Consider the following 25,649-nt stretch of genomic DNA (forward strand, 5'->3'; position numbering starts at 1 on the left):
GTCGGCGATGGCGATCACTTCCTTGATGAAGAAATCGAGCAGCTCGATATTGCCAAGAAACTCCTCGGTGGCGTCGTGCGGATTCATGAAATAGGTGTGCAGCGAAATGAAGTCGACGTGATCGAAGCAATGATCGAGCACCTCATATTCCCAGCGCGCATAGGTCGCCATTTCGCGATTGGATGAACCGCAGGCCGCCAGTTCGATCGAAGGATCGACCCACCGCATCGCCTTCGCCGTTTCATGCGCGGCGCGGCCATATTCCTGCGCGGTCTTGGCGCCGATCTGCCAGGGGCCGTCCATTTCATTGCCAAGGCACCAGAATTTGATGTCATGCGGCTTTTCATAGCCATGCGCGCGGCGGAGATCGGAGAGCTCGGTGCCGCCAGGATGATTGCAATATTCGATGAACCGGCGCGCCTCATCGAGCCCGCGTGTGCCCAGATTGACGCCGAACATCGGCTCAACGCCGACCTTGCGCGTCCAATCGATGAATTCATTTGTTCCAAAGGCGTTGGTCTCGGTCGAGAACCACGCCAGATCGAGGCGGCGCGGGCGTTCGGCGAGCGGACCAACGCCGTCCTCCCAATTGTAGCCCGAGAGAAAATTGCCGCCGGGATAGCGCACGATCGTGACGCCAAGCTCCTTCGTCAGATCGGCGACGTCCTGGCGAAACCCTTGCGCGTCGGCGGTGGGATGGCCGGGCTCGAATATGCCGGTGTAGACGCACCGGCCCATATGTTCGACGAACGATCCAAAGATGCGGCGGTCGATGTCCGAAATGGCAAAGTCGCGATCAACAATCAAGCGGGCTGAGGGCATGAGAATTTCCAAGAAGAAGGCAGGGGATTTGCGCACGAGGCGCCGGGCGAGAAAATGAGGCGGGGACGGCCCTATGCGGCCGGCCCCGGGTTCGGTTATTTCGCGTTGGCGAGCAGCGTGTTGATGCGATCCTGCGCCGAGGCAAGCGCATCGTCGATGCTCTTGTCGCCGCGCATCGCAGCGGCGATCTCTTCGCCCTCCATGTCCTGGGCGCCGAACTGGCGCTTGACGCCGGCGGGAAGCGCGGTGCCGTTCTGCGCGAGCGGCGACAGAACCTTGCGGAACGGCAGCGCCATGAATTCCGCGCTGGTAAGGATCTTCTGACTGGTCGGCAGATGGCCGGTGCGCGACCATTGGAAGTCATTGTCCCACAGGAATTTGAGGAACTCATAAGCCGACTTGCGTTGCGCATCGGTCAGATTGGCCTTCAGGATCACCCAGCTATGACCGTCAGCCCAAACCTTCGGGCTGCCGGGATAGAGTTGCGGGAAAGGCGCGACGGCGTAACCGTTGGAGAGAGCCACGCCGGGCTTCTTGGCCTCTTCGTCATAGCTGTTGACCAGCCACGTGCCGCAGATAAAAACGCCGCCCTCGCCGTTGGAGAATCCGGCGACCGAGGCCGCATAGTCTTCGTTCTTGGTCGTATAATCCTTATCGAAAATCGTCTTGAGCAAGGTCAGCGCCGTCTTGGCCTCCGGCGTCACCAGCGATATCTTGGTCGGATCGGCGAAGAAATTCGAATTCTGTTGATAGAGCAGCGTTTCGAAAGTGCGGTAGTAGAAAGCTTTTTCATTGGCCAGCGTCGAGACGAAATAGGGTTTGCCAGTTTTCTCTTTGAACTGCTTTGCTTGCGCGAGAAGCTCATCGGCCGATTTGGGCAATATCGCATTGCCGGAAGCGTCGACCAATCCCGCCTGCTTGAACAGATTGAGATTGACGTGCCAGAGCCAGGTATGGGTGTCGAACGGCAAGGCGTAGATCTGGCCGTCTTTCGTGACGCCGGCTTTCGCCGCGCCCGTGAAATCGGCGGTGTCGACGCCGACCGCTTTGAATCCCTTGTCGAGCGGCTCCAGCAGGCCGCGCGATGAATAATCGGAAATGACCGCTTCATGCATGACGGAAATCGTCGGCGGCTCGCCGGAGCGAATGCGCGCGGTGAGCTGGTCGTAGCCAGGCCATTCGACGATATCCACCTTGACATGCGTGGTGGGACTGTCGGCGTTGAATTTGTTGATCAGCGCGGTGATGATTCCGCATTCGCCATTGGCTTTGGCGACGTCGGTGACGTTGCCATAATCGGCTTCGCAGGCGCCAAAGAACCGCGAGACGGAAATCTCTGTTTTGTCCGCCGCCGTCGCCGCCGCGACGCCGCCGGCAAGAGCGGCTCCCGCGAGCAAGATAGTCGATAGGATTTTCATGCCTTCCTCCGTTGCGGCCTTTGCTTCACCCCGGCGCTTGGCCAAAACGCTGGTTTGTTCGTTCGCGCTCTATCGGATCGCCGCGCCGGCGACCGCCTGGATGATGTAGCGTTGGAAAAACAGGTAGACGATGAACACCGGCAGCCCGGCGAAGACAGCCTGGGCCATCAGAAATCCAAGCCCCTCCGATTGCGCAAAATTGGTCTGGGTTGAAGCGATGCCGACGGTCAGCGTGAACATTTCCGGCTTGGTCGCTGAGATCAGCGGCCAGAGGTAGTCGTTCCAGCAAGCGAGGAAGGTGAAAATGCCGAGCGTCGCCTGGGCAGGAATGGTGAGAGGCAACAGCACGCGCCAGAAAATCTTGAACCGCGACGCATTGTCGAGCATCGCCGCCTCGTCAATGTCCATCGGAATCGACCGGAAATATTGCGTCATCAGGAAGACGCCGAACGCATTGGAAAGCCCGGGCAGGATCAGCGCTAGATAGGTGTTATGCATCTTCCAATCGGTGAACATCTGATGGCGCGCGATGATCACCGCCTGCTCGGGAATCGCCAGACCCAACAGCACCAACACAAAGATGACGTTCTTGAAGGGAAACTCGGTGCGTGCGAATCCATAGCCGGCCAACGATGCGAGAATGAGAGTCGCCAGAGTGTTCAAGCTCGCGACGACGACGCTGTTGAAGAACCAGCGGAAGACCCCGGAAGAGGCGAGGATGTCGGCATAGTTCTTGAGCGTATAGGGCAATCGAAAGGCGCTTCCGGTCGACAGCATCAGTTCGCTATTGGCCTTGAACGAGAGAATCAGGACCCACAGCACCGGGACGACCCACAGGAACGCCAGAAAAATGACCGCGCCGAGAATCACCCGATCTCCGGCGCGGCGCCCGACAATTTTTTGCGCATGCGCCATGCCGCTCAGGCCTCCCTGCGGCGCGAGGCGATATATTGAACCATCGCGGCGACCGCCATCAGTAGGAACAGAATCTCGGAGGCGGCGGCGGCATAGCCGAGGTTCCAGTCGCGAAAACCCGTTTCATAGATGAACAGCACGATCGAACGCGAGCTGTTGTTCGGACCGCCTTGCGTCAGCAGCAACGTCTGGCCGAAAAGCTGGAATTGCGCGACGATTTCGTAAATGACGACGACCACGAGCGTGCGCGTGATCGAAGGCAGCGTGATCGACCACAAAGTGCGCCAGCGACCGGCGCTGTCGAGCGCCGCGGCCTCATAGAGCTCGCCGGGAATCTGCTGCAGCGCGGCGAGAAACAGCATCATCGGCAGGCCAATGATCCACCAGACTGTCGTCGCCGCGATCGCCGGAAGCGCCATGTTCTGGCTTGTCAGGAAAGGGATCGGAGCAATGCCGACCACACCGAGGGCGCGGGAGATCAGGCCGATTCCGGGCAGGTACATCATCTTCCAGATGATGGTGACGATGGTGACGGACAGAACCGAAGCGCCGAAAAACACCGCGCGAAGCGTCGCGCCTGTCCGCCCTTCGCGATTGAGCGCCAGCGCCAGCGCCAGACCAATGATGACGAAGGCGGGAACCGTCATCAGCACGAACAGGAACGTGTTGCGGACCGTGCCGAGGAATATCCCGTCGCCCATCAGACGTTTGAAATTGGCGAAGCCCGCGAAGATCGCGGACTGATCGAACATGTCGTATTGCTGCAGGCTGATCCACATGCCCCAAAACAGCGGGTAGATCAGCAATCCAAGATAGACGATCAGAAACGGAACGATGAACAAGCCGTTGCGCCAGTCGGGGCCGATATGCGCGCCGGGGGTCCTCGCCGGTCGCGAAACTGTCGCGGGCGCGGCGGTCGCCGTCATGAGCGCGCCTCCGCGGCGGCGCGATAGCCGCGGCCCTGCGCATCGAAGAGATGCGCCTGATCCGGATCGATGCGCAGATTGACGGAATCGCCGGGCGCCGCGCGGCTGTGGCCGACATCCTCGGCGATCAAGGTAGAATCGTCTGCGAGCCGGACATGCAGATGCGTCCTGTCGCCGAGCCGCTCGACCACCTCAACCTTGCCCGGCAGCGAGCCTTCGCTATCGAGGCGAATGGCCTCCGCGCGTATCCCAAGCCGCATAGGCTCGCCCGAAGGCAGGTCCTCAAGAGCGATATTTGTCTGGAGCTGCGCGCCGCTCGCCAGCGCGAGAAGCGCGCGGCCGCCCTGCCCTGCGACGCTCACCGGCAGAAAATTCATCGCCGGCGATCCGACGAAGCGCGCGACGAATTCGCTCGCCGGGCGTCCATAGATTTCCATCGGCGTGCCGATCTGCTCGATCTTGCGATTGTTCATGACGACGATGCGCCCCGCCAGCGTCATCGCCTCGACCTGATCATGGGTGACGAAAATCGTCGTCGCGCGGGTCTGCTGATGCAGACGCGCCAGTTCGACGCGGGTGCGAACGCGCAAGGCGGCGTCGAGATTGGACAAAGGTTCGTCGAACAGAAAGGCCTTGGGATCCTTGACCAGAGCGCGCCCGATCGCCACGCGCTGGCGCTGCCCCCCTGAGAGCTGACCCGGCTTGCGCGCCAATAAGGGCTCGATCTCAAGGATTTTAGCGGCCTGCTGGACCCGCTGGTCGATCAATGGCCGCGCGGCGCCGATATTCCTGAGCCCGAACGCCATATTGTCGTAGATCGTCATATGCGGATAAAGCGCATAGTGCTGGAACACCATCGCCACGCCGCGCGCGCCGGGCGGCAGATGGTCGACGCGCTCGCCGCCGATGCGGATCTCGCCCGAATTGATCGTCTCAAGGCCGGCGATCATGCGCAGCAGAGTCGTCTTTCCGCAGCCCGACGCGCCGAGAAAAGCGATGAATTCCCCCGATTCAATGCGGAGCGAGAGTTCCGAAATGACTTCAACGGGGCCGAATCGCTTCGAGACCCTGTCAATCTCGATTGAACTCAATGTCGCTCCGCCCTGTTCGTATTTTTTGATTGTCTATGATAAGATGAAAGGACGTTACAAACCGATAGCGGCGGTGTCAAGAGTCGCATAGGAGTTCGTTCCGGGGGAAATGGGGATGTTCGAGCGAAACAATTCCGTCAGCACGATGAGCGCCCAGGTCGCGCGCATTATCGGCACGCGTATTGTTTCGGGCGAATTCGGACCCGGCGATTCCCTGCCGATCGAGAGCGAATTATGCCAGGCCTATGGCGTGAGCCGCTCCACCATTCGCGAAGCTATAAAAAACCTCTCGGCCAAGCGGCTGCTCGAAGTGGCGCCAAAAGTCGGCACGCGGGTGCTGCCCTTCGCCAGTTGGAACCTGCTCGATCCCGACGTCCTGTCATGGCGCCTCAACGCCCAGTTCGACAATCGAATCATCGAGGACCTCTATGAGATGCGGCAATGTTTCGAGCCGCGCGCCTGCTATCTCGCCGCGCGCGACGGCACGAGCGAGGATCTCGAACGAATCCGTCGCTGCTTCGCCGACATGCTGTCGACGCTGCAGACGCCGGCCTTGGCCGCGAGCGCCGAAACCGAATTTCATCTCGCCATTATCGCCGCCACCCATAATGGCCTGTTCGTCACAATCGGCGGCGCCGTCAAGACGGCTTTGCGCGTTTCGTTTGCGCTGACCCAGAAAGGCCCCGGCCGACCCGCGATGGAAATGGAGCCCTATGAGGCGGTGCTGGGCGCCATTCTTGCTAGACGCGGCGAAGCGGCGTCGGACGCCATGCGCCGGCTGCTGGAGCTGTCGCGCCTGCGCGTGCTGACCGCCCTCGACACGCAGCCTCTCGCCGCTAAGATCGCGGGCTGAAGCGGATCGCGGCACAGGAGACGAAGTGAGCGCCCCAGAAGAAACGGAACGGGGCGCATTGGCCGCGCCTGTCGCCGCGCTTATTGCGGACATTGGCGACGTGCCTTTCATCACCGATCGCACGACGGTGCGCCGCCGCTCGCGCGATTTCTTCTGGTATAGCCCTATCCTCAACGAACAGCTCACCGGCAAGTCGGCTGATCTCGTCGTCACGCCGCGCAACGAAGAGGATGTCATTCGCATCGCCCGCGCCTGCGCGCGTCACAACGTGCCGCTGACGCCGCGCGGCGGGGGCACCGGCAATTATGGCCAGGCCGTGCCGCTGCATGGCGGCGTGCTCATCGACTTTTCGGCGATGACCAAAATCCTTTGGAGCAAGCCGGGTGTGTTGCGCGTCGAATCCGGCGCCAAAATGCACGACATCGATGCCGCTTTGCGCCCCTCAGGCTGGGAATTGCGGATGCATCCCTCGACCAAGCGCAGCGCGACGATTGGCGGCTTCGTCGCGGGCGGCTCGGGCGGCGTCGGCTCAATCACTTACGGCGGCCTGCGCGAGCCCGGCAACATCCTAGCGGCGCGCATTGTCACGCTGGAGCGCGAGCCGCGCGTCGTCGAATTGCGCGGCGACGCCGCCCAGAAAATCAACCGCGCCTATGGTTCGACCGGCCTCATCACCGAGCTGGAAATGCCATTGGCGCCGGCCTGGGATTGGGTCGACGTTATCGTCGCATTCGACGACTTCATCGAGGCCGTCGAGGTCGGTTGCCAGATTGCGCTCTCTGACGGCATTGTGAAAAAACTGCTGACGCCGATCACATGGCCCATTCCCACGGACTTTCGCGAGCTTGGCGCCGCCTGCCCGGAAGGCAAAAGCCTGCTCATCGCCATGATCGCGGAGCCGTCGCTGGAGGCTTTCCGCGTCGCGCTGGCTGGACGCGGCGCGACTACTTATGAGGCGCCGAGCCGCGAAGGCCCAGGCGAGACGCCGCTCTACGAATATTGCTGGAACCATACGACGCTGCACATGCTGAAACGCGACCGCGGCGTCACCTATCTGCAATGCCTCTTCCCTCACGACCGCCTGCTGCCCCTAGTCAAGCAGATGGTCGCGACCTTCGGCGACGAGGTTCTGCATCACCTCGAATTTTCGCGCTACGCCGGCCATGTCACCGCGAGCGCGCTGCCGATCGTGCGTTACAAAAGCCCCGAACGGCTCTATGAAATCATCGCCGCCTATGAAGCGGCGGGCGTCATGATCGCCAACCCGCATGTCTATACTTTGGAGGACGGCAGCCGCTACCGGCGCGCCGATGCCGACCAGCTCGGCTTCAAAGCGGAAGTCGACCCATACGGATTGCTCAACCCCGGCAAGATGCGCAGTTTCGTTCCGGCGAAATGGGAGCCGGCGCCGTAACGCTCCGCGCCGGAGACGATCTCTGCGTTGTCATTGCGAGCGGAGCGAAGCAATCCAGAGATCGTGCCGCCCGCCGAACTGTCGCAATCTTCAAGCGCTCCTCATCCCGCAAAGGGTACGACCTCTGGATTGCTTCGCTCCGCTCGCAATGACGACGGCGCGCATTAACGGCTTATCGCCTCTATCGCCGACCCGGCTTCCCGCGCGATGACCCGAACACGCTGGCCTTCGGCAAGCCGAGCGAAATCCACGGGATCGCACACCACAATCGGACACGCCTTGCCATAGAGCTTGCGCGCGACGATCGCGCCCACCGTGATAATCGGGTCCGGGATCGTCAGGATGATCGCGGCCGGCGCCGTGCCGCGCCGTATCGCCTCGGCAAGCACCGAACTCGCCGAGCTGGAGCCGCGCCCCGAAGGCATCGCGAGGATGCGGCCGCTGATATCAGCGCCAAAGGCTGGATGCGATCGATCGATGACGCACCCGCTCGATACATCGAAGCCGCCCCAAAAGCTCAGGGGCGTGGCCCATGCCGCGATCAATCCCTCGGCTTCGCCTTCGACGAGAGCCCGCGCGGCTATCGTTCTCATAAGGCTGTGCGCACGACGCGCCCTTCCGCCGCCGAGGCGATGCAATCTCTCAACGATCCGAACGCGACTTCAACGCCGATATTGCCAGGCGCATAATGCGCCCATTTCCCTGAATTGGTCATGACGATCCCGTCGAGCCGGCGCAGGACCGACGTCACATAGGTGCAGGTGTCGGTGACGATGATCAGCCCAGCCGCTTCAAGGATGGCGAGAAGACTGGTATCGGCGATCGCCGCGTAGGTTTCCCGGCTGGTGTTGACATAGATATCGACGCCCGGCGCGGCGCGGAACCCGGCTAGCAAGGGCGCGAGCGTTTGAAACTCCCTGAGCGAGAAATGCGGCGTCCCCAGACTTACAGCGACGATGGGCACGCCGTCAGGAGCGGTCGATAGTTTGGCAAGAGCCTGCCGGAGGTCCGCGGAGTTTAGGTCGATGATCGGACCGCGCGCGTCGGCGCCGCCGAAAGCGTCGCGGCGCGTCGGCGCCTCCGGGGTGATGCCAATGGCGTGAAAAAGCGCTACCGAACCTGTCGAGGCGGCGACCGCGCCAAGCGCCTTGAGCTGATCTTCCGATTGCGGCGGCGGCAGTCCTTCAATGACCGGTACGCGGCCCTCCGAGCGCTCTCCAATGATGTAGCCTGTCGCGACATAGAGTGCGTCCGCCGCATCCGCCACATCGCGCACGCGAAAAAGGATTTCGCCCTTCCGGTTCTCATCGAGATGCAAGCCATAGGCCGGCGCGCGGCCGGTCATCGCGCAGCACAAATCGATGAAATCACCATAGCGATTGGTGCGCGCGCCGATGACCGAATTGGCGAAAACGATGGCGTTCGATTCACCCCAGGCGATCTGGTCGCCGAAACGCGGCCGGAACCGCGTCTGATAGGGCGCGCAGGTAAAGCTCGGCTCGCAGCCCAGCGCGAGATGGGCCTCCATCAGCCGGCGGCCGGCGGAACGCAGCGCGGCCGCGCCGCCGATCAATTCGGGATGGAGCAGATCCATCGATCCGACATTGAGGGTCGTGGGCGCGCGAACGCGACCATCCTCCGCAACCAGTCGCTCGACAAAATCGAGACTGACCTCGCCATGATAGAGGCATCCGTCGACATGGGCCTGCGAGATTCCCAGAAAGGACGGCGCACCGATCGCTTCGCCAAATCGCAGCAGGATATCCATCGCAAAGGCGGCGGCCTCCCCCTGCCCGCCGACCGCCATGTCCTTCTCGAATGCGGTCAGAAGCATGGTTTTGAACTATGCCGCTTCCGTAACATGCATCTCGATGCGCAGTCCCGCTGCTACCGCCATGTTGACCAACGTATCCAGGCCGAACAGATCGATCTTGCCACGTATCAGGTCGGAGATACGCGGTTGTGTCACGCCGAATAGCTTTGCAGCTTGCGACTGGCTCAAGCCCTCGTGGACGATACGCTCCCTGAGAGCCATCATCAGCGCCGACCGCAATTTCATGTTTTCAGCTTGGGCGGACGTGTCTTCAATCGCATCCCACACGCTGGCGAAGCGCTCGTTGCTCATTTGCTTAACTCCTTCACCAAGTCCCGGTAGCGTCTTACGGCCAAATCCAAGTCCGTCTTGTTAGTCTTTTGTGTCTTTTTCTGAAAGCAGTGCAGCACGTAGACGGCATCAACGAATTTAGCCGCGTAGAGAATCCGAAACGCGCCCGCGTCGTCCCCAATCCGAATTTCCTGCACGCCTTTCCCGATCGCGCTCATGGGTTTCCAATCGTCGGGAACGCGACCACGCTGCACAAGGTCGAGCTGATGCCCAGCCCGGCGTCGGGCCGTCGTTGGAAAGGCGCGCAGGTCCTCGAGGGCGCTGCCCCGGAACTCGACAGGCTTGTGATCGGCCATTTGCCTATCTATACAAAATATTGTATAGATAGGCAAATGCTATCTACGACGCCGAAACATGAAACATGGTCCGCTCCGCGGCCCCTTCTGTCGCCGGCGCCAGCACAAAATCCCAATTCACCGACGAGAAGGGATTGGCGAAGCCGAGTTCCTTGGCGCGCACAGGATCGTCGATATGCTGGAAATCGGCGATCAGGCTTTCCTTGACGCCGAATACGGCGTCTTCTTCGAGATAGGGGCAATCCGGCGTGAAGATATGGGTGACGACCGGTTCGAAGCCTGGCGCCGTTACGATCATATGGAGGTGAGCGGCGCGGTTGGGATGACGGCCGAGCTTGGCGAGCAACTTCCCCACCGGTCCGTCGTCAGGGATCGGATAATAGCGCGGCTTGGCCGATCGGAACCAATATTGGCCCTCGCCGTCCGACGTGAACAGACCGCGCAGATTCATGTCGGGCTGAACGCCTTTCTGCTGCACGTCATAGAAGCCGTCGTCATTGGCCTGCCACACGTCGATCTTCGCGCCGGCGATCGGCTTGCCCTGCGCATCCCTGATCGTTCCCCGCACGACAAGCGGCTCGCCCTTCCCATCCAGCGAGATATTGCCGCCATTCGGGTAATGCGGCGCATCGGGCACATAGAAGGGCCCGAGGATCGTATTTTCCGTGGCGCCGGTCGGCTTGCGATTGTTGATGGCGTCGACAAGCATGGATACGCCGAGCGTGTCGGAGAGCAGGATGAATTCCTGCCGCCAATCCGTACACATATGGCCGGTGTCGGTGAGGAATTTGATCGCCGCCAGCCATTCGTCATGCGTCGGTTCGATCTCTTTGACCGCGGCATGCAAGTGCTTGACGATCGTCGCCATCACCTGGCGCAGGCGCGGATCGGCGTCTGGCGCCATGCGGGCGTTGACGACTTCGGCGGACGTCGCCTCTTCAAAGTAAGGATATTTGGTCGCCTTGCGATGCGTGGCTTGATCGGTCATGATTTTCCTCCATGCGCGGCGGCGCCAGGGCCAGCCGCTTTGAATCCCAATATCTGCGCCATCGCATCCGACAGAAGCGCCGTGGCGTCTGGCGCTGACTTCGCATGGCGGAAAGCGATATGCTGATCAGGCCGCACCAGTAGGCAGCCCGCCTCCTCGATTTCGTTGACGTCAGGCCAGGCGCCATAGATATCGGTGAGGTCGCGTCCTGGTCCAATCGTGAAGGCGGCGATCTCGACGCCGGTCTGCGCGGAAACAGCTTTCGTCGCCTCGACCCAGGCCTCGCCGCCAATGCCGGTGAGCACGGTGAATCTGCCCTTGCCGACGACATCGAGCGAGGAAACTTTCTCGCCATGACGGTCGAACCAGACGTGCGGCAGCCGCGCGCCGGGCCGCGTCGTCGCCTGATAGTAAAGCTCCTTGTCCCGCTTCCATTCCGGTTCAGGCGTTCCATCCGGCACGATGGCCCCTGACGCATAGCGCTGGTTCATCTCGACGCCGTGACAATTGAACTCATAAGACTTGAACGCGATAGCCTTGCGCAACTTTTCGCGCTGCTCGGCGGCGCGCGGATTGCTTTCTTTCCGCGATTCCATATTCGCCTTCATCTGGTCGGGGTCCTTGGTCGAGAGCAGGCCGAGCGCCTCGAAAATGGGTCCGAACTCGCCGATTGACTGATTGGCCCGCGTCACGATCTGCTTGGCGATCGGAATCCGCTCCGCCTCGTAGCTCGCCAACAACGCAGGCGCGGCTTTGCCCTTGAGGACAAGCGCCAGTTTCCAGGCGAGATTGAACGCGTCCTGGATCGAGGTGTTCGATCCCAGCCCATTCGACGGGGGATGGCGATGCACCGCATCGCCCATGCAGAACACCCGGCCTCTTGTATTGGCGGTCGCATACATATCGTTCACCGTCCAGACCGAAGCGCTTTCTATCCTGATCGGCACGCTGTCGTCGCCGATGAGCTTATGCGCGATCTCTGTCGCAAGTTTGTCGTCGACGACCGGGGGCGGCTCGTTGATGTCATAGCCCCAGATGATCAGCCATTTGTTCCACGGCCGCACCATGCGCACAACGCCCATGCCGATGCCGCCGACATCGGAACCCGGTTGCATGATCCAGTAGAGCACGCTTGGCCGGTGCGCGACAAAGCGCGTCAGATCGGCCTCGAAGACGATGTTCATCGAGCCCGCGACGCCCATCTTGCCTTCCATCGGCAGTGCGACGTCTTCGGCGACCTTCGAGCGCCCGCCATCCGCGCCGATCATATATTTGGCGCGCACCTGATGCGTAACGCCCGACACGCGGTCGACAATCTCTGCCGTCACGCCGTCCGTATCCTGCTGCAGCGACAAATATTCCCAGTTGAAGCAGACGGTCGCGCCGCGCCGCGCCGCATTGCCGATCAAGATGGGCTCCATCAGGTCCTGGGGAACATCGCAGATCGTGGTCGGGCTCGCCAAAGTATAATCGGCGAAGCGATTGGGATGCATGCCCCAGGAATAAAGGCGACCAAGCTCCTCGCCCGCCAGCGACGTGCAGAATACGTTGTTGCCCATCAGGTTTTGCGCCGCGCGCTTGGCGTTGACTTCTTCCTCGATCCCCGCGTCGCGCAGCACTTCCATCGTGCGCTGGTTGGTGATGTGCGCGCGCGGCGTTCGGCAGGTCCAGTTGAACTTGGTCGCCACCAGCGTCTTGACGCCGTAAGTGGCGAGCAGCAAAGCGGCCGCCGACCCGGCCGGCCCGCTGCCGATGATGAGAACATCTGTTTCAATCATGGGAAATTTCCTCTTCTACTGCGGGAGACGACTTCGGATCGCCAGCAGCGCTTGCGAATTCCAGACTGCGGCGGATCGGAAACAGATGAAGGTCGAAGCGTTCGGCCAGCGTTCCCCAAACGCCTTTGGGAAAGAACAGCATGACGATGATCGCCAATGCGCCCAGCAGCATCAGATAGACGCTGCCGAACGAGGATAATTCGTTCTGGATCAGCCAGAATATGAGGACGCCGACGATCGGCCCTTCGATCGTCGCAATGCCGCCAATGATGACGATGAAAAAGACGAACGCCGTCCAGTCGATCAGCGAGAAGGCGGCGTCGGGCGAGATTCTCGCCTTGGCCAGATAGATCAAAGCGCCCGTCATGCCCGCGCCGAACGCGCTGACGACATAAACGAGGCGTTTCATGCGGGTGGCGTCGACGCCCACCGACCCCGAGGCCGCTTCATTGTCGCGGATCGCCGCGAGCGCCAGGCCGCGCCTTGACCGCAGCAGCCCATAGACCAGCCCGATCGCGCCGATCGCCAGGATCAGCGCGAGCCAATAGTCCGCCTTGTCGCGCGCAACCGCCGCCCGCTCGCCGGTCATTTGCACGATCCACTGGACAAAAGCGGCGTCGTTGGTCGCTTCTTTGGGTAAGGCCGTTCCCGTACCGCCGCCCAGAATCTTGACCTGCGCAAGGATGAGGCGAAAAACCTCGGCGACAACCCAGGTGCCCACGGCGAAATAGGCGCCCTTCAGTCGAAACACCAGAAACGAAGTGGGCAGCGCGACCAGCGCCGCGATAGCCCCTGACAGCACGATCGCCAATACAGGGTCGACGCCGCCGAGGATCGTCCAGGCGAACAGGAGATAGGCGCCGAGCCCGACGAACGCCTGCTGCCCGACCGAAATCAGGCCGGAATAGCCGGCGAGAAGATTCCAGAACTGCGCCAACGACAGCATCGTCAGGATGAAGAACATGTTCTGCATGACGCTCCGCCCCGCAAAGAACGGCAGCGCCGCCAGAACAACGACGAGAACCACGCAACAAACCGCGGCGATCGTCGAAACCGGCGTTCGCGTCCGGATGGCGAAGCGAGGGGCGGCGGCATTCGTCATCGCCATGGCGTCAATCCACGGCGCGAGGAAACAGGCCGCGCGGCGCGACGGCGAGGACGACGAGAAAGGCGAGATGGCCCGCCAGCAATTGCCATTCGGGATTGATCGAAGCGCCGATCGTTTGTGCGACGCCCAAGATCACGCCGCCCGCCAACGTGCCCCATAGGCTGCCCAAGCCGCCGATGATCACCGCTTCAAAAGCGAAGATCAGCCGCCCGGGCCCAATCGTCGGATCGAAATTGGCGCGCAGCCCCAGAAACAAGGCCGCGATCGTACAAACGGTCAGCGCGACGCCCATCGCGATCGCAAACAATTGCTTATCGTCGATCCCCATCAGGCGCGCCGTGACGGGATCGTCGGACACCGCGCGAAAGGCGCGGCCAAGCGCCGTGCGGTAGAAAAGCTGGTTGAGCGCGACAATGACGCCGACGGCGGCCGCAAAGGTCAGCAGCGGCATGATTCCGATCGCCATACCGTTGAAGAGCGGCAGGGAGGCCGTCTCGATTCCGTCCGTCGTCAAGCGCCGGCTGTCGGCCGAAAATCCCGTCAGCATCGCATTTTGCAAAATGATCGACAGGCCGAAGGTCGTCAGCAGCGGAACCAATATGTCGTTGCCGATCACCCGATTGAGCAGCCCCGCCTGCAAGACGTAGCCGGCCGCGAACATCAGCGGAAGCGCGATGAGGAAGCTGAGGATGATCCCCAGATGTAGAGCGTTGGCGATCAGCAGAATGAGATAAGCGGCCAGAACGATCAGGTCGCCATGAGCGAGATTGACAAGCCGCATGACGCCGAAGATCAGCGCGAGGCCGGCGGCGAATAGAGCGTAAAGACCGCCCAGTAAAACGCCCTGGAGGATAGTGTCGAAAATCGCGGTCATCGCTCCCCCTTCAATGGCCGAAATAGGCTTCGTGGATCGCATCGCGCGACAGCGCGGCCGGCGCGCCCGATAGCGTCACGCGGCCCTCCTGAAAACAATAGACCCGGTCGGCCACCGCCATCGCCTGGGCGATGTCCTGCTCGACGATGACGAGGCTGACGCCGCCCTGCTTGATGCGCGGCAAGGCCGCATAGATGTCGCGAATGACGATCGGCGCGAGGCCGAGCGAAATCTCGTCGCAAAGCAGCAGGCGCGGGTTCGACATCAACGCGCGGCCGATCGTCACCATCTGCTGCTGGCCGCCCGACAGCGCCGTGGCGGGGCTCAAACGCCGCTCCCACAGCATCGGGAAAAGCTCATAGACGGACCGCAAGGTCCAATATCCCGGCGTCTTTTGCGACCAGGCGCCGACGCTCAGATTTTCTTCAACGCTCAGCGAGGGAAAAAGCTTGCGCCCCTCAGGCGCCATGGCGATGCCGCGACGCACAATCCGCGCGGGCGATACGCCGCCGATCGCCTCGCCGTCGAAGCGGATGGATTCAGGAGCGGAGGCGAGCAGGCCGCATATGGCGCGCAGAAACGTCGATTTGCCGGCCCCGTTCGCGCCGATGATCGCCACCGTCTCTCCCGCCTCGATGGTGAAATCCACACCGAACAGCGCCTTGAAGTCGCCGTAGCGGGCGGTCAGGCCACGGGTTTCAAGCAGCGCCATTCCTGTCCCTCAGATCGGCGAGCCGAGATAGATTTCGCGCACCTGCGCGCTGTCCATCACTTCGCGCGGATCGCCCTGCGCGATCAGGCGCCCGAAGTTTAGAACGACGAGCCTGGAGACGACCGCCAGCAGCGCATGCACGATATGTTCGATCCAGATGATCGTCGTTCCCGAGGCGTGGATCTTGCGGATCGCCGCCACCAACTCCTGGCATTCGCCTTCGGTCAGCCCGCCCGCGATTTCATCGAGCAGCAGCAGGCGCGGTTGGGTGGCCAGCGCGCGCGCCATTTCGAGGCGCTTGCGATCGAGCAGCGACAGTGAACCGGCGAGGCGGTTGGCTTTGGACAGGAGGCCCGTCGCCTCGAGAACCTCGCCGCAGGATTCCACCACTTCCGCCTCTCGCTTGCCGCGCCCGAAACAGGCGGCCACCAGAAGGTTTTCGAACACCGTGAGCTTTTCGAACGGCGCCGGAATCTGATGGGAGCGGCCGATGCCCGCGACGCATCGCTGCTGCGCGCTCGCCCGCGTGACATCGCGCCCGTCGAGCAACACGCGGCCAGCGCTTGGCGCGAGCGCGCCGGAGACAAGGCTGAACAGCGTCGACTTGCCCGCGCCATTGGGCCCGATAATGCCCAAAGCCTCGCCCTCCGGCACATCGAACGAAATCGCATCGGCCGCTTTCAGCGCGCCGAAGGATTTCGAGAGATCGCGCAATTCCAGGATCATGGGTTTTCGCATCGCAGCCAGCGCATCGCTCCTCCCCGCGTTTGCGGGGAGGAGCGATGCAGGGGCCTCAGGTGATCACTTCCATCTTGCCGCCCGTCGGAATGTTCGGCGCCGTCTGGTTGTCGACAATGACGATCTGATATTTGCCGTCCGCGCCAAGCCGCCATTGACCGCCGACGATCGGGGTCTTCGAGATGTTCTTGCGCGCGAAGGGCGGCAAGGCGTCGCTGCCAAACTTCACCGGGCCGACGATGGTTTCAAGATTGGTGGCGGCGATCGAGGCGACATTGGCTTTGGGATCGGTAGGATCGGCGCTGCGCTTGAGCACGTCCGCGGCGACTTCGAACAGGGCATGCGCGAAACCGATCGGCTGCGTCCATGGCTTGCCTGTCGCCGTCGTATAGCCCTTGGCGAGATCGGCGGAAGAGACGCCGCTCAGCGAAGACTTGAAGGGAAAGGCCGGGCTCCACCAGACTTCGCAGGAAAGATTGTTGCCGGCCTTGCCCAAGGCGTCGAGCGCGACCGGGAACAGGATCGCCTTGCCGATCGACGCCACCTTCGGCCGAAAACCCTTCTGGTTGGCCTGATTCCAGAATGTCGTAAAGTCGGGCGGAATCACCACGCCGGTGATGATCTCGGCCTGCGCCTGTTTGAACGCGGCGATTTGCGCGCTGAAATCGTCGGTCAGATCCTGATAGCGGCCGGGATCGGCGAGCTTGTAGCCGAGCTTGTCGAGGACCGGCGGGAAGCCCACCATCTTGTCGCCCCAGGCGTTGCCGTCGCCGTCATTGGGGAACAGGCCGCCGACCGATTTGTTGGTGGAGACCTGTCCCCACATATTGGTGTAGGCGGCGATGACGTCCTCAAGACCCCAGAAGAAATGGAAGGTGTTTTCGAACGGCTTCCATGTCTTGGCGTCGCCGGGATTGGCCTGGCGGCCGATGAAATAGGGCTGCCACGGCGCCGCAGTGGAGACGCAGGGAACGCCCTCGATTTCGCATTGCGTCGAGACCGGATTGGTGGTCTCGGGCGTCGATGCGACCAGCATCAAATTGACTTCGTCCTTGACGATCAGATCCTTGGCGACTTCGGCCGCTCGATTGGGGTTGGACTGGCTGTCCTTGACCACGATCTCGACGTTGTAAGTTGTCGAGCCAATCTTGAGGCCGCCCTTCAGGGTGTCGCGCACAAGGCCAAGATTGTAATTGTCCGCTTCCGCGAACGCCGCTAGAGGCCCGGTCTGCGGGCTGACGAAGCCGAGTTTCAGCAGCTTGGCCGCCGCCCGCACCGCCGGCGCGAATACGGCCGATGACGCGAGAGCCGCGCTCGTTGCGGCGCTGGTCGCCAAGAACTTGCGGCGTGTGAAAGTGAAAGTTCTGCTGACCATTTTGTTTCCTCCCGTTTTGCGTTTCTTCGTCGCTTTGTTTGATTTTAGATCGCGGTTTAGTTTCAGATCGCGAGGTCCGGCGGCGCGCCGGACCAGGCGCGCGCAATCAATTGCTTGATGGAACCAAGGTCGAGCGGCCGCGGATTCCAATAGGGATTGGCGAGCGCCATTTCGGCGGCGCGCGCGATGCCCGCCTCCGGCATGCCGATATCGCGCAGCGCGCGCTTGGCCCCGATCCGACCAGCAAGATCATAAAGGCCCATCGCCGCCTCGGGCGCCCCCAATGCCCCGGCGATTCGCGCCATCGCCGGCTGCGTCGCGCGCGCATTATAGGCGACCCCGTGGGGCAGCACGATCGTATGCGTCTCGGCGTGCGGCAGGTCGAACGCGCCGCCCAGCGTGTGGCAGAGCTTGTGATGAAGGCCCATGCCGACCGCGCCAAGGCAGGTTCCGCTCAGCCAGGCGCCGTAAAGCGCCTGCCAGCGCGCGGCGCGATCGTCTGGATTTTCGACAATTCCGGGCAACGCTTTGGCCAGCGCCTCTATGCCCTCGCAGGCCATCAGGCTGACGATTGGATTGGCGTCCTGCGCATACAGCGCCTCGACGGAATGGGCGATCGCGTTCATACCGCTGCTCGCCGAGAGAGAGGCTGGCAGCGACATCGTCAGATCGACATCGTAGATGACGGTTTCGGGCAGCACTTTCGCATCGCGGATCGTCTTTTTCGCGCCATGCTCGGTTTCGCCGAGGATCGGCGTCATCTCCGAGCCCGCATAGGTCGTCGGAATCACGATCTGCGGTAAATCGGTCCGCAAGGCGATCGCCTTGCCAAGGCCCGTAGTTGAGCCGCCGCCCAGCGCGACCGTGCAATCAGCGCCCAGTTCCCGCACCGCCTTAAGCGCGCGTTCCGTCACATCGACCGGCGTATGCATCGTCGCCTCGGCAAACACACCGACGCTGAGATCGCCAAGCCTCGCTGAGAGATGGCGCGCCTGATCGACCTGTTGCGGCGTCGAAAGCACGATCGCGCGGCGGCCAAGCCGATGCACTTCGTCATGGACCTGGGCCAGCGTCCCAAAACCGAAGATAACGCGCGCGGGATGGCCGTTATAGATAAAGCCCGGCGTCGCACTGTCGTCGAAAGCTTGCTTCAAAGGTCCCTGCCCAACCGGTCTCCGCCCCGACGACCCGGGGATCGCTCTTTACATCGCTGGGATCATGCGTCGCCGCGCAGGGCGCGTCATGCACGTTCCAATCGTCCTGTTGCACGAAACGCGCGGCGCCGCTCAGGAATGCGACGCGCGTCGGAAGGCGGCGGGCGTAATTCCGGCAAGCCGGGTGAAAACCCGCGTCAGATGCCCCTGATGCGAGAAACCGCATTCGAAGGCCACTTGTGCGATCGAGCGCGGGGTTTCGCGGAGGAGCCGCTGGGCGCGTTGCAGCCGGAGGCGCATGATGTGCTGATGCGGCGCCGCCCCGGTGGTCGCCTTGAAGCGCCGGGCGAAATGGGTCGGGCTCAGGTTTGCGGCGCCGGCGAGATCGGCGAGAGTCAGCGTGCGCGTCAAATGGGCTTCCATGCAATCGACGACCCGATCGAGTTGGGCGCGCGTCAGTTCTCCGGGCGCGCGCGGTTCGGTCGATCGTCCGTCATAACTCGAATGGGCGCGAAGCAGATGCGCGCTCAAGGCGCGCGCGAGATAATCGACATAAACCGAAGCGCTCGGGTCCGCATCGCCCAAAGCGCCGCGAATATTAAGGGCAAGGCGTTCGATCAACGGGTCCTGATCGCCGAGGCGCGGCACCAGCTTCATCGCGTCCACCTCGGCGCCGAACAACTCGCTGGCGACTTCGCGCAGAACCTGATCGCGGACATAGACGTGAAGGCTTTCGAGCTTGCCTTCCAGCCGCACGCCAAAATCGACGCCTCCTGGCAGGATGAACAGCCCGCCAGGCGGAATGGCGCGCCTCGCCTGTCCATTGTCGAGGTATCGGCTGACGCTGACCGGCCCATCGAGATGCAAAACGACCAGATGGTCAGGAACGGCGCCATACGAGGCTTGGTACGGGGCCTCGCGCTGCGCCGACGCATAAAGCGAGGTCCAGCCGGAGCCATCGCTGGAAGCGCGAAGCCGATTGGTCTCCTGCCAAAGGATGCCATGCGTCTCATTGACGCCAAACGCGCCCGCCGCTCCCATATCGCCCTCCCCGATTGATCTCTCGGGATTGCTCGCCGCCGACGCCGCCTGCAAAAAAAGCCGCCGCGCGAAACGCTTGGCGAGGAAGCTAACCGAAATTTGGGCCGGCGGCGAGGATTTGCATCCGCCCCGCCGCGACCGCCTGCAAGGCGGGGCGGATCACCGGCCTCGGAGGTTCATCCAGCCGAGCAAAGCCGCGCCGACAATCACGCAGGCCGCGCCAATGACCAGCCATTGGCTTTGGCCGGTCATGAAGCTTCCGCCGATGAGATTGAGGCCCTGCAGCGCCCACACGGCGCCGATCAACACGAGAATGACGCCGATGATGTTCAGACCCGTTCTCATCGCTGATCCCTTTGCGCCGCGTTGAAATCAGGCGTGCTTGATGAACGTCCCGTTGTTCAAATCGCTCATCGCCTGCCGGATCTCGGCCTGCGTATTCATCACGATCGGGCCATGCCAGGCGACCGGCTCTTTGATCGGCCGGCCCGAAACGAGCAGGAAGCGGATGCCCTGTTCGCCCGCCTGAACGGTCACTTCATCCCCGCTGTCGAAGACGACGAGATGCCGGTTCGAGACCTGGCTGCGGATCAGCAATTCCTCGCCGTCGACCTCTTTCTCGTGCAGCACGCCGAACGGTTCGGAAGCGCCGGCGAACGAACCGGAGCCTTCGAAGACATAGGCGAAAGCCTGCCGGTAGGTCTCGACCGGCAGCGTCTTGCGCTTGTTCGGCGGCACCCAGACGTCGAGATAGCGCGGTTCAGCGGCGATGCCGTCAACCGGCCCGCTCTTGCCCCAGAAGTCGCCGCAGATCACCTTGACGCTCGTCCCGTCGTCATCGACCACCTCGGGAATGGCGAGGCCGGGAATGTCCTGATAGCGCGGATGGGTCATTTTGAGGGACGAAGGCAGGTTCGCCCAAAGCTGGAAGCCGTGCATCCGCCCCTGGGCGTCGCCCTTGGGCATTTCCTGATGGAGAATGCCGCTGCCAGCCGTCATCCATTGCACATCGCCCGCGCCGAGCGCGCCGCGATTGCCGAGGCTGTCGCCGTGATCGACCGAGCCCGCCAGGACATAGGTGATCGTCTCGATGCCGCGATGGGGATGCCAGGGAAAACCGGCCATGTAATCGCTCGGCCGGTCGCCGCGAAAATCGTCCATCATCAGGAACGGATCAAATTCCTTGGGGTCGCCGAAGCCGAAGACGCGGCGCAGCTTGACGCCGGCGCCTTCGATCGTCGGCGTCGACTGGGATATTCTTTTGACGGGGCGAATAGACATGGCGGTGGGCTCCGTGAGGGCTTGTTCGCTCTGCTACTTGGCCCCGACGCCCCGAAAGGTCCATATCTCCAGGCGGATGCGAGCTTGCATTTGCACAAGGATTATTTCGCGGGCGGACGGCCGCCGATGAATTCCGTCGCCCCCGCCCCCGCCGCCGCGGCGCGCGCGAGGCATTCCTCGATTCCCGCGCCGCCGAGCTTGGCCGCCAGGAATCCCGCGACGAAGGCGTCGCCCGCGCCGGTCGTATCGATCGCTTTGGCCGCCGGCGCCGGAACGCGCCAACGTTGGGTCCCCGCCGCCGCCTCGCATCCTTCCGCGCCGCGCTTCACGACGACGAGCGGATAGTGTCGCGCGAGCGCGGCGATCTGCGCCTCGCGATCGGGAGAGCCGCTCAAGACCGCCGCTTCATCGCTATTGGGAAAACATATCTGCGCGCCGCGCGTCCAGGCGAGAAAATTCTCGGAGCCGATTTCGCGCAGGAATTCGGCCGAAGCCGGATCGACGCTGACGGGAATGTCGCCCGCCCGCTCCATCACGCGGCCCACGGCGTTGCGCGGCCGCGCGGCCACAAAGGAATAGCCGGAAAGATGGATGTGCTCGGCCTCAGCGATCAGGGCGTCCGGAATATCCTCTTCACAGAGCCCGTCATTGGCGCCCCGGTCGGTCAGGAAACTGCGCTCGCCCGAGGGATCGATGAGCGCAATAAGCCGGCCGGTGTCGCGCTCCTTGTCGGCGGCGAGGCAGGGCTCCACGCCACATTCCCGCAACATCGCCATCTGCCCGGCATGATCGCTCGCCCCAACGCGGCCTATGAAGCGGGCGGCGACGCCAAAATGCGCGAGCCACGCCGCCTGATTGGCCGCCGAACCGCCGGGCCGCGCAACAATCGTCGCGCGGCGGTCCGAGCCAATCGCCAGCGGCCCTTCGGGGCGCACCAGTAGATCGATCATCACGTCGCCGATGACGAGAATTCCTGAAGCCTGAGCCACCGGCTACAGGCGCGACAGTTCGATGGCCACTTGCGCGGCGACGACGGCATTGTTCTTGACCAGCGCCATATTGGCTTCAAGGCTGCGCCCGTCGGTCAGTTCGACGATGCGTCGCAGCAGGAAGGGCGTCACTTCCTTCTGACCGACGCCCTGCGCCTTGGCCTCGACCACCGCTTCATTGATGCGCGCCTCGATCGAGGCGGCATCGAGCGCGTGGGATTCGGGGATCGGATTGGCGATGAGAAGTCCCCCCGGCCCGATGTCCTGCTGCAACCGAATCATCCGCGCCAGATCATGCGCGCCGTCGCAGCGATGGTCGAGCTTCACGCCGCTGGAGCGCGCGAAAAACGCCGGAAACTCGTCGCAGCGATAGCCGATCACCGGCACGCCCTGCGATTCGAGAAACTCAAGCGTCTTGGCGATGTCGAGGATCGATTTGGCGCCCGCGCAAACGACGGCGACCTTGGTGCGGGACAGCTCGATGAGATCGGCCGAAATGTCGAAAGTCTCCGCAGCGCCCCGATGCACGCCGCCAATGCCCCCCGTCGCGAAAATCTCAATGCCGGCGAGCGCCGCGACAAACATCGTCGCCGCCACCGTCGTCCCGGCCGTGCCGTTGCGCGCGGCGACGGCGGAAAGGTCGCGCCGCGACGCCTTGACGACGCCGCCCGACAGACGTGCGAGGCGCTCGAGGGTCTCGCGGTCGAGCCCGGCCTTAAGGCGCCCTTCGACAACCGCCACGGTCGCCGGAATCGCGCCATTGGCGCGCACCGTCTCCTCCAGCATGAGAGCGGTTTCGAGATTTTGGGGAAACGGCATGCCATGGGTGATGATCGTCGATTCCAGCGCCACCACCGACCGCTTGTCGGCCAGCGCCGCCGCCGCTTCGGCGCCCACATCCAGCAATCGCGCGATCGTCATTTCAAAAAACCTCATTGGCGCTAGGCGCCCGGAATTTACCCTCAATTCATATCAGCTTATCGCTTGCGCCATCAATCCGGCGCGGGCCGCGCCAAGCAAGGGCTTTACGCGCCCGCCAATCTGGTAAACAAATCGTTACCTCGTGAGTTCCCGGACGCGATCATGGACGAAAAGAAAACCGACCATCTCAAGAGCGTCCCGCCGAGCCTGACGGCGGCGATCCGGCGCGCCCGAATCGAGGGCGCCGAACAAAATCAGGCGGTCGCCGACCTGCGCGAGACGGAAATCGCCCGCCTGGAACTGCTGGAGGAAGCGGTGCGTCCGGTGCTTGAGCAGACGCCGAGCGGGATCGATTTGTTCGACGCGGGCATCGCTTACGGAGAGAGGCCGCGCCTGTTCATCGACATGATCGGCTTCGTCGAAATGGGCCACGACCGGCGCACCTACCGCTTTTTGCAGGATACGCGGCACGGGCGCGTGCTGATCGCCGAAACCGAGCGCATCGATCGGGTGGTCGCGGCGATCACCAATTACATCGGGCGCCGGCTGGTCGAGCGCGAAAGAGCCCTGGCCTCCGATTGGCGGAGCAAGGAGGGGGAGCCCTCGCCGAGCCAGAGCCGCGCGCGCGCGGCCGGGCTCGCGAAGGCCGCCGAGCAAGGCAGGCCGTCGGCGGATGCGACGATCGCGGAAGCCAAAGCAAGCGCCGCCGTCGTCCACGCGCCCGAAGCGCCGCGTTCCTGGCTCACCCGCGCCAGCGATCTCTTCAGCTTTGTGCTGCTGGTGCTCGGCTCCATGACGTTTTGTCTGCTGATCGGCGTCGCCGCCTATGCGGTCTGGGATACGTGGGGACGCGCCCTGTGGACCGCCTGGATCGGACCGGCGCCGTTTTAGCGCCTGCCCTGTTATGCCGTCGGAAAATCGGCCCCTTCGGTGACGGCGGCCCAGGATTCGAAATCCCGGCTCAAAGCTTCGACCTTGCCCCGGCCAGCGGCGAGAGCCGCCTTTCCAAGCATCAGGCGCAGCGGCGTGTCGGGCGCTTCGACCGCCTGGATAATGGCGGCGGCGGCGCGCGCCGGGTCGCCGGGCTGCTTGCCGCTATAGCCGCGGATCATGCGCTGGCGCGCGCCGGCGGTGGAATCGTAATCGGCGATCGGATGTTGCGTTTGATTGGCCGATCGGCCCGCCCAATCCGTGCGAAAGCCGCTCGGCTCGACGATGAGAACCTTGATCCCAAGAGGCGCCGTCTCCTGCGCCAGCGCTTCCGAAAACCCTTCGAGCGCGAATTTGGTGGCGTTGTAATAACCAACCGCCGGGGCGCCGCGAACGCCGCCCATCGAGGAGATGTTGACGATATGGCCCGACCGCCTGGAGCGCATGCCGGGCAGCGCCGCACGGGTCATATTGGCGAGTCCCCAGAAATTGATTTCGAACATGCGCCGCACCTCGCTGTCGTCGCTTTCCTCGATCGCGGCGAAATAGCCGACGCCCGCATTGTTCACGAGCACGTCGATCCGGCCGAACCGCGCTTCGGCCGCCGCGACGCTGGCGGCGATCTGATCGGCCTTGGTGACGTCGAGCGGCAGGACGAGCGCGTTCGCTTGATGGCCGGCGGCGAGATCTTCGATGTCGGCGGGTTTACGCGCAGTGACGACGACGCGATAGCCGCCGGCGAGCGCGGCGCGGGCGAGTTCGCGCCCGAAACCGGTCGAGCAGCCTGTGATGAACCAAACCGGTTTGTCGTTCTCAGCCATTGCCGCGCTCCTGTCGTCGAAAGGAAAGTCTCAAGCTGGCGACGCCGCGCTCTCATTGCAAGCGTCGGTGAAAAAATGCTCTGCTAGACTGCGATTTCGTCCCGCTCGCCGATCTCGCCGCCATTAGGCATCAGGCCGCGGGCGCGCACCGAAATTCGCCACGCGCCTCCCTCGGGCTCCAGCCGGATCAAATGATAGGCCGCGCGCTGGCGCGCCGCTTTTGAGGTCGAGGAAGCCGAGGGCACGCCGATCACGGGGATACGACCGCTGAGCGTCGCGGCGGCGTCGGATTTGAGATGCGCCACCGACCTCTTGTGATTATGGCCATGCAGGATCACCTCGGCGCCGTGCTCGGCGATGACCGCCTCGAAGTCGCGCGCATCCGTCAAATTGCGCATCGTCGTCGCGCCCGCCAGAAGCGGGGGATGGTGGATCAGCACGACGCGCGCCAGTCCGCGCGCGCGCGTCTCGTCGAGCAATCTGGCGAATCGGGCCATCTGGCTCTTGCCCATTCGCCCGGTCGCCATCAAAGGGCCCGTCGGCACGCCTGAGGAAAGGCCGATCAGCGCGACATGGCCGCGCACGCGCAAGAACGGGAAGGCGCCGGGCGGCCGCCCTTCCCCGTCGTCGCTGGTCGTCCACGGCGCCAGCGCCGCCGTCAGATAGGGCATCGAGCGATGCGCATAAGCGTCGTGATTGCCGGGCGTGAAGCTGACGTCCCGGGAGTTTCCCAGCGTATGCATCCACGCCGCGGCGGCGGCGAATTCGGCCGGCAGGCCGATGTTCACGACATCGCCGGTCATCGCGACGTGATCGGGCTTCTGGCCGGCCATATCGGCGACCAGACGCTTCAGCATCCCCATATCGTTGAGACGCTCGCGCCCGCGCTTCCAGTTGACGTAGCCCATCGCGCGCTTGGCGGTGAAGTCACGCAGACGAAAAGCTGGCAGGGGCCCCAAATGCGGGTCGGAGAGATGCGCGATCGTAAAACTCATGAGCCCCGCTTGAAACGCTCGCGCAACCCCGAGCATGAAATGCGC

At 63.0% G+C, this 25,649-nt stretch carries 26 protein-coding genes and 1 pseudogene; 3 read left to right on the forward strand and 24 right to left on the reverse strand.

What is annotated here, in order from left to right:
- The 5 genes and pseudogenes from GSQ90_RS32320 to GSQ90_RS08240 all read right to left on the reverse strand — a co-directional run.
- Nucleotides 1–822 (reverse strand): annotated as a pseudogene (locus GSQ90_RS32320) (alpha-N-arabinofuranosidase); the annotation flags it as partial.
- 95 nt (nucleotides 823–917) lie between these two features.
- Nucleotides 918–2,240, reverse strand: coding sequence for an extracellular solute-binding protein (locus GSQ90_RS08225; RefSeq protein ID WP_158814348.1), 1,323 nt, complete (start codon nucleotides 2,238–2,240; stop codon nucleotides 918–920).
- 69 nt (nucleotides 2,241–2,309) lie between these two features.
- A complete protein-coding gene (locus tag GSQ90_RS08230) occupies nucleotides 2,310–3,155 on the reverse strand; it encodes a carbohydrate ABC transporter permease (protein ID WP_158814349.1) in 846 nt (281 codons plus the stop codon).
- A gap of 5 nt (nucleotides 3,156–3,160) precedes the next feature.
- Nucleotides 3,161–4,081 carry a carbohydrate ABC transporter permease gene (locus tag GSQ90_RS08235; RefSeq protein WP_158814350.1) on the reverse strand — a complete coding sequence of 307 codons (921 nt, stop codon included), beginning with the start codon at nucleotides 4,079–4,081 and terminating at the stop codon, nucleotides 3,161–3,163.
- Nucleotides 4,078–5,172, reverse strand: coding sequence for an ABC transporter ATP-binding protein (locus GSQ90_RS08240; RefSeq protein WP_158814351.1), 1,095 nt, complete (start codon nucleotides 5,170–5,172; stop codon nucleotides 4,078–4,080). The genes GSQ90_RS08235 and GSQ90_RS08240 overlap by 4 nt, the downstream gene beginning before the upstream one ends.
- Nucleotides 5,173–5,287: 115 nt before the next feature.
- Between GSQ90_RS08240 and GSQ90_RS08245 the strand changes: the two genes are divergently transcribed.
- Nucleotides 5,288–6,025, forward strand: coding sequence for a FadR/GntR family transcriptional regulator (locus tag GSQ90_RS08245; protein ID WP_158814352.1), 738 nt, complete (start codon nucleotides 5,288–5,290; stop codon nucleotides 6,023–6,025).
- Nucleotides 6,026–6,050: 25 nt separating this feature from the next.
- Nucleotides 6,051–7,439, forward strand: a complete 1,389-nt coding sequence (locus GSQ90_RS08250) for an FAD-binding oxidoreductase (RefSeq protein WP_246731476.1) — start codon at nucleotides 6,051–6,053, stop codon at nucleotides 7,437–7,439.
- A 164-nt stretch (nucleotides 7,440–7,603) separates the two neighbouring features.
- On the opposite strand, the gene GSQ90_RS08255 is transcribed toward GSQ90_RS08250, so the two are convergent.
- The 17 genes from GSQ90_RS08255 to GSQ90_RS08335 all read right to left on the reverse strand — a co-directional run bounded on the left by GSQ90_RS08255 (nucleotide 7,604) and on the right by GSQ90_RS08335 (nucleotide 22,873).
- A complete protein-coding gene (locus GSQ90_RS08255) occupies nucleotides 7,604–8,032 on the reverse strand; it encodes an aconitase X swivel domain-containing protein (RefSeq protein ID WP_158814353.1) in 429 nt (142 codons plus the stop codon).
- Nucleotides 8,029–9,273, reverse strand: a complete 1,245-nt coding sequence (locus GSQ90_RS08260) for an aconitase X catalytic domain-containing protein (protein WP_158814354.1) — start codon at nucleotides 9,271–9,273, stop codon at nucleotides 8,029–8,031. The genes GSQ90_RS08255 and GSQ90_RS08260 overlap by 4 nt, the downstream gene beginning before the upstream one ends.
- Before the next feature lie 9 nt (nucleotides 9,274–9,282).
- Entirely contained in the window at nucleotides 9,283–9,564 is a 282-nt protein-coding gene (locus tag GSQ90_RS08265) for a helix-turn-helix domain-containing protein (protein ID WP_158814355.1), read from the reverse strand.
- Nucleotides 9,561–9,899: a type II toxin-antitoxin system RelE/ParE family toxin gene (locus GSQ90_RS08270; RefSeq protein ID WP_158814356.1), complete on the reverse strand. Its 339-nt coding sequence runs from the start codon at nucleotides 9,897–9,899 to the stop codon at nucleotides 9,561–9,563. The genes GSQ90_RS08265 and GSQ90_RS08270 overlap by 4 nt, the downstream gene beginning before the upstream one ends.
- Before the next feature lie 43 nt (nucleotides 9,900–9,942).
- Complete coding sequence (locus GSQ90_RS08275; protein ID WP_158814357.1) at nucleotides 9,943–10,887, reverse strand: intradiol ring-cleavage dioxygenase; 945 nt, start codon at nucleotides 10,885–10,887, stop codon at nucleotides 9,943–9,945.
- Nucleotides 10,884–12,665: an FAD-dependent monooxygenase gene (locus GSQ90_RS08280; RefSeq protein ID WP_158814358.1), complete on the reverse strand. Its 1,782-nt coding sequence runs from the start codon at nucleotides 12,663–12,665 to the stop codon at nucleotides 10,884–10,886. Before GSQ90_RS08280 ends, GSQ90_RS08275 begins: the two co-directional genes overlap by 4 nt.
- Nucleotides 12,658–13,773 carry a branched-chain amino acid ABC transporter permease gene (locus GSQ90_RS08285; RefSeq protein ID WP_158814359.1) on the reverse strand — a complete coding sequence of 372 codons (1,116 nt, stop codon included), beginning with the start codon at nucleotides 13,771–13,773 and terminating at the stop codon, nucleotides 12,658–12,660. The genes GSQ90_RS08280 and GSQ90_RS08285 overlap by 8 nt, the downstream gene beginning before the upstream one ends.
- 4 nt (nucleotides 13,774–13,777) lie before the next feature.
- Nucleotides 13,778–14,647 (reverse strand): branched-chain amino acid ABC transporter permease, encoded by an 870-nt coding sequence (locus GSQ90_RS08290; RefSeq protein ID WP_158814360.1) that lies wholly within the window; start codon nucleotides 14,645–14,647, stop codon nucleotides 13,778–13,780.
- Nucleotides 14,648–14,657: 10 nt separating this feature from the next.
- Nucleotides 14,658–15,359, reverse strand: a complete 702-nt coding sequence (locus GSQ90_RS08295) for an ABC transporter ATP-binding protein (RefSeq protein ID WP_158814361.1) — start codon at nucleotides 15,357–15,359, stop codon at nucleotides 14,658–14,660.
- Nucleotides 15,360–15,368: 9 nt separating this feature from the next.
- Entirely contained in the window at nucleotides 15,369–16,085 is a 717-nt protein-coding gene (locus GSQ90_RS08300; RefSeq protein ID WP_158814362.1) for an ABC transporter ATP-binding protein, read from the reverse strand.
- 67 nt (nucleotides 16,086–16,152) lie between these two features.
- Nucleotides 16,153–17,472, reverse strand: a complete 1,320-nt coding sequence (locus GSQ90_RS08305) for an ABC transporter substrate-binding protein (RefSeq protein WP_158814363.1) — start codon at nucleotides 17,470–17,472, stop codon at nucleotides 16,153–16,155.
- A gap of 62 nt (nucleotides 17,473–17,534) precedes the next feature.
- Nucleotides 17,535–18,626 carry a maleylacetate reductase gene (locus tag GSQ90_RS08310; RefSeq protein ID WP_246731477.1) on the reverse strand — a complete coding sequence of 364 codons (1,092 nt, stop codon included), beginning with the start codon at nucleotides 18,624–18,626 and terminating at the stop codon, nucleotides 17,535–17,537.
- A gap of 132 nt (nucleotides 18,627–18,758) precedes the next feature.
- Nucleotides 18,759–19,667 (reverse strand): helix-turn-helix domain-containing protein, encoded by a 909-nt coding sequence (locus GSQ90_RS08315; protein WP_158814364.1) that lies wholly within the window; start codon nucleotides 19,665–19,667, stop codon nucleotides 18,759–18,761.
- 159 nt (nucleotides 19,668–19,826) lie between these two features.
- The gene (locus GSQ90_RS08320) at nucleotides 19,827–20,012 is read right to left on the reverse strand and encodes a hypothetical protein (protein WP_158814365.1); all 186 of its coding nucleotides are present in this window, start codon (nucleotides 20,010–20,012) and stop codon (nucleotides 19,827–19,829) included.
- Between the two features lie 27 nt (nucleotides 20,013–20,039).
- Nucleotides 20,040–20,948: a pirin family protein gene (locus tag GSQ90_RS08325; protein ID WP_158814366.1), complete on the reverse strand. Its 909-nt coding sequence runs from the start codon at nucleotides 20,946–20,948 to the stop codon at nucleotides 20,040–20,042.
- A 101-nt stretch (nucleotides 20,949–21,049) separates the two neighbouring features.
- The gene (locus GSQ90_RS08330) at nucleotides 21,050–21,937 is read right to left on the reverse strand and encodes a carbohydrate kinase family protein (RefSeq protein WP_158814367.1); all 888 of its coding nucleotides are present in this window, start codon (nucleotides 21,935–21,937) and stop codon (nucleotides 21,050–21,052) included.
- Nucleotides 21,938–21,940: 3 nt separating this feature from the next.
- Nucleotides 21,941–22,873 carry a pseudouridine-5'-phosphate glycosidase gene (locus GSQ90_RS08335; protein WP_305848673.1) on the reverse strand — a complete coding sequence of 311 codons (933 nt, stop codon included), beginning with the start codon at nucleotides 22,871–22,873 and terminating at the stop codon, nucleotides 21,941–21,943.
- 147 nt (nucleotides 22,874–23,020) lie between these two features.
- On the opposite strand from GSQ90_RS08335, the gene GSQ90_RS08340 reads away from it, so the two are divergent.
- Nucleotides 23,021–23,749 carry a hypothetical protein gene (locus GSQ90_RS08340; protein ID WP_158814368.1) on the forward strand — a complete coding sequence of 243 codons (729 nt, stop codon included), beginning with the start codon at nucleotides 23,021–23,023 and terminating at the stop codon, nucleotides 23,747–23,749.
- 11 nt (nucleotides 23,750–23,760) lie between these two features.
- Here the strand turns inward: GSQ90_RS08340 and GSQ90_RS08345 are convergent, their stop codons facing one another.
- Together GSQ90_RS08345 and GSQ90_RS08350 are read right to left on the reverse strand one after the other, a co-directional pair.
- Complete coding sequence (locus tag GSQ90_RS08345; protein ID WP_158814369.1) at nucleotides 23,761–24,609, reverse strand: oxidoreductase; 849 nt, start codon at nucleotides 24,607–24,609, stop codon at nucleotides 23,761–23,763.
- A gap of 83 nt (nucleotides 24,610–24,692) precedes the next feature.
- A complete protein-coding gene (locus GSQ90_RS08350) occupies nucleotides 24,693–25,604 on the reverse strand; it encodes a metallophosphoesterase (protein ID WP_158814370.1) in 912 nt (303 codons plus the stop codon).
- Nucleotides 25,605–25,649 lie beyond the last annotated feature (45 nt).

It is taken from the genome of Methylocapsa sp. S129, from assembly GCF_009765995.1.
Classification (GTDB): domain Bacteria; phylum Pseudomonadota; class Alphaproteobacteria; order Rhizobiales; family Beijerinckiaceae; genus Roseiarcus.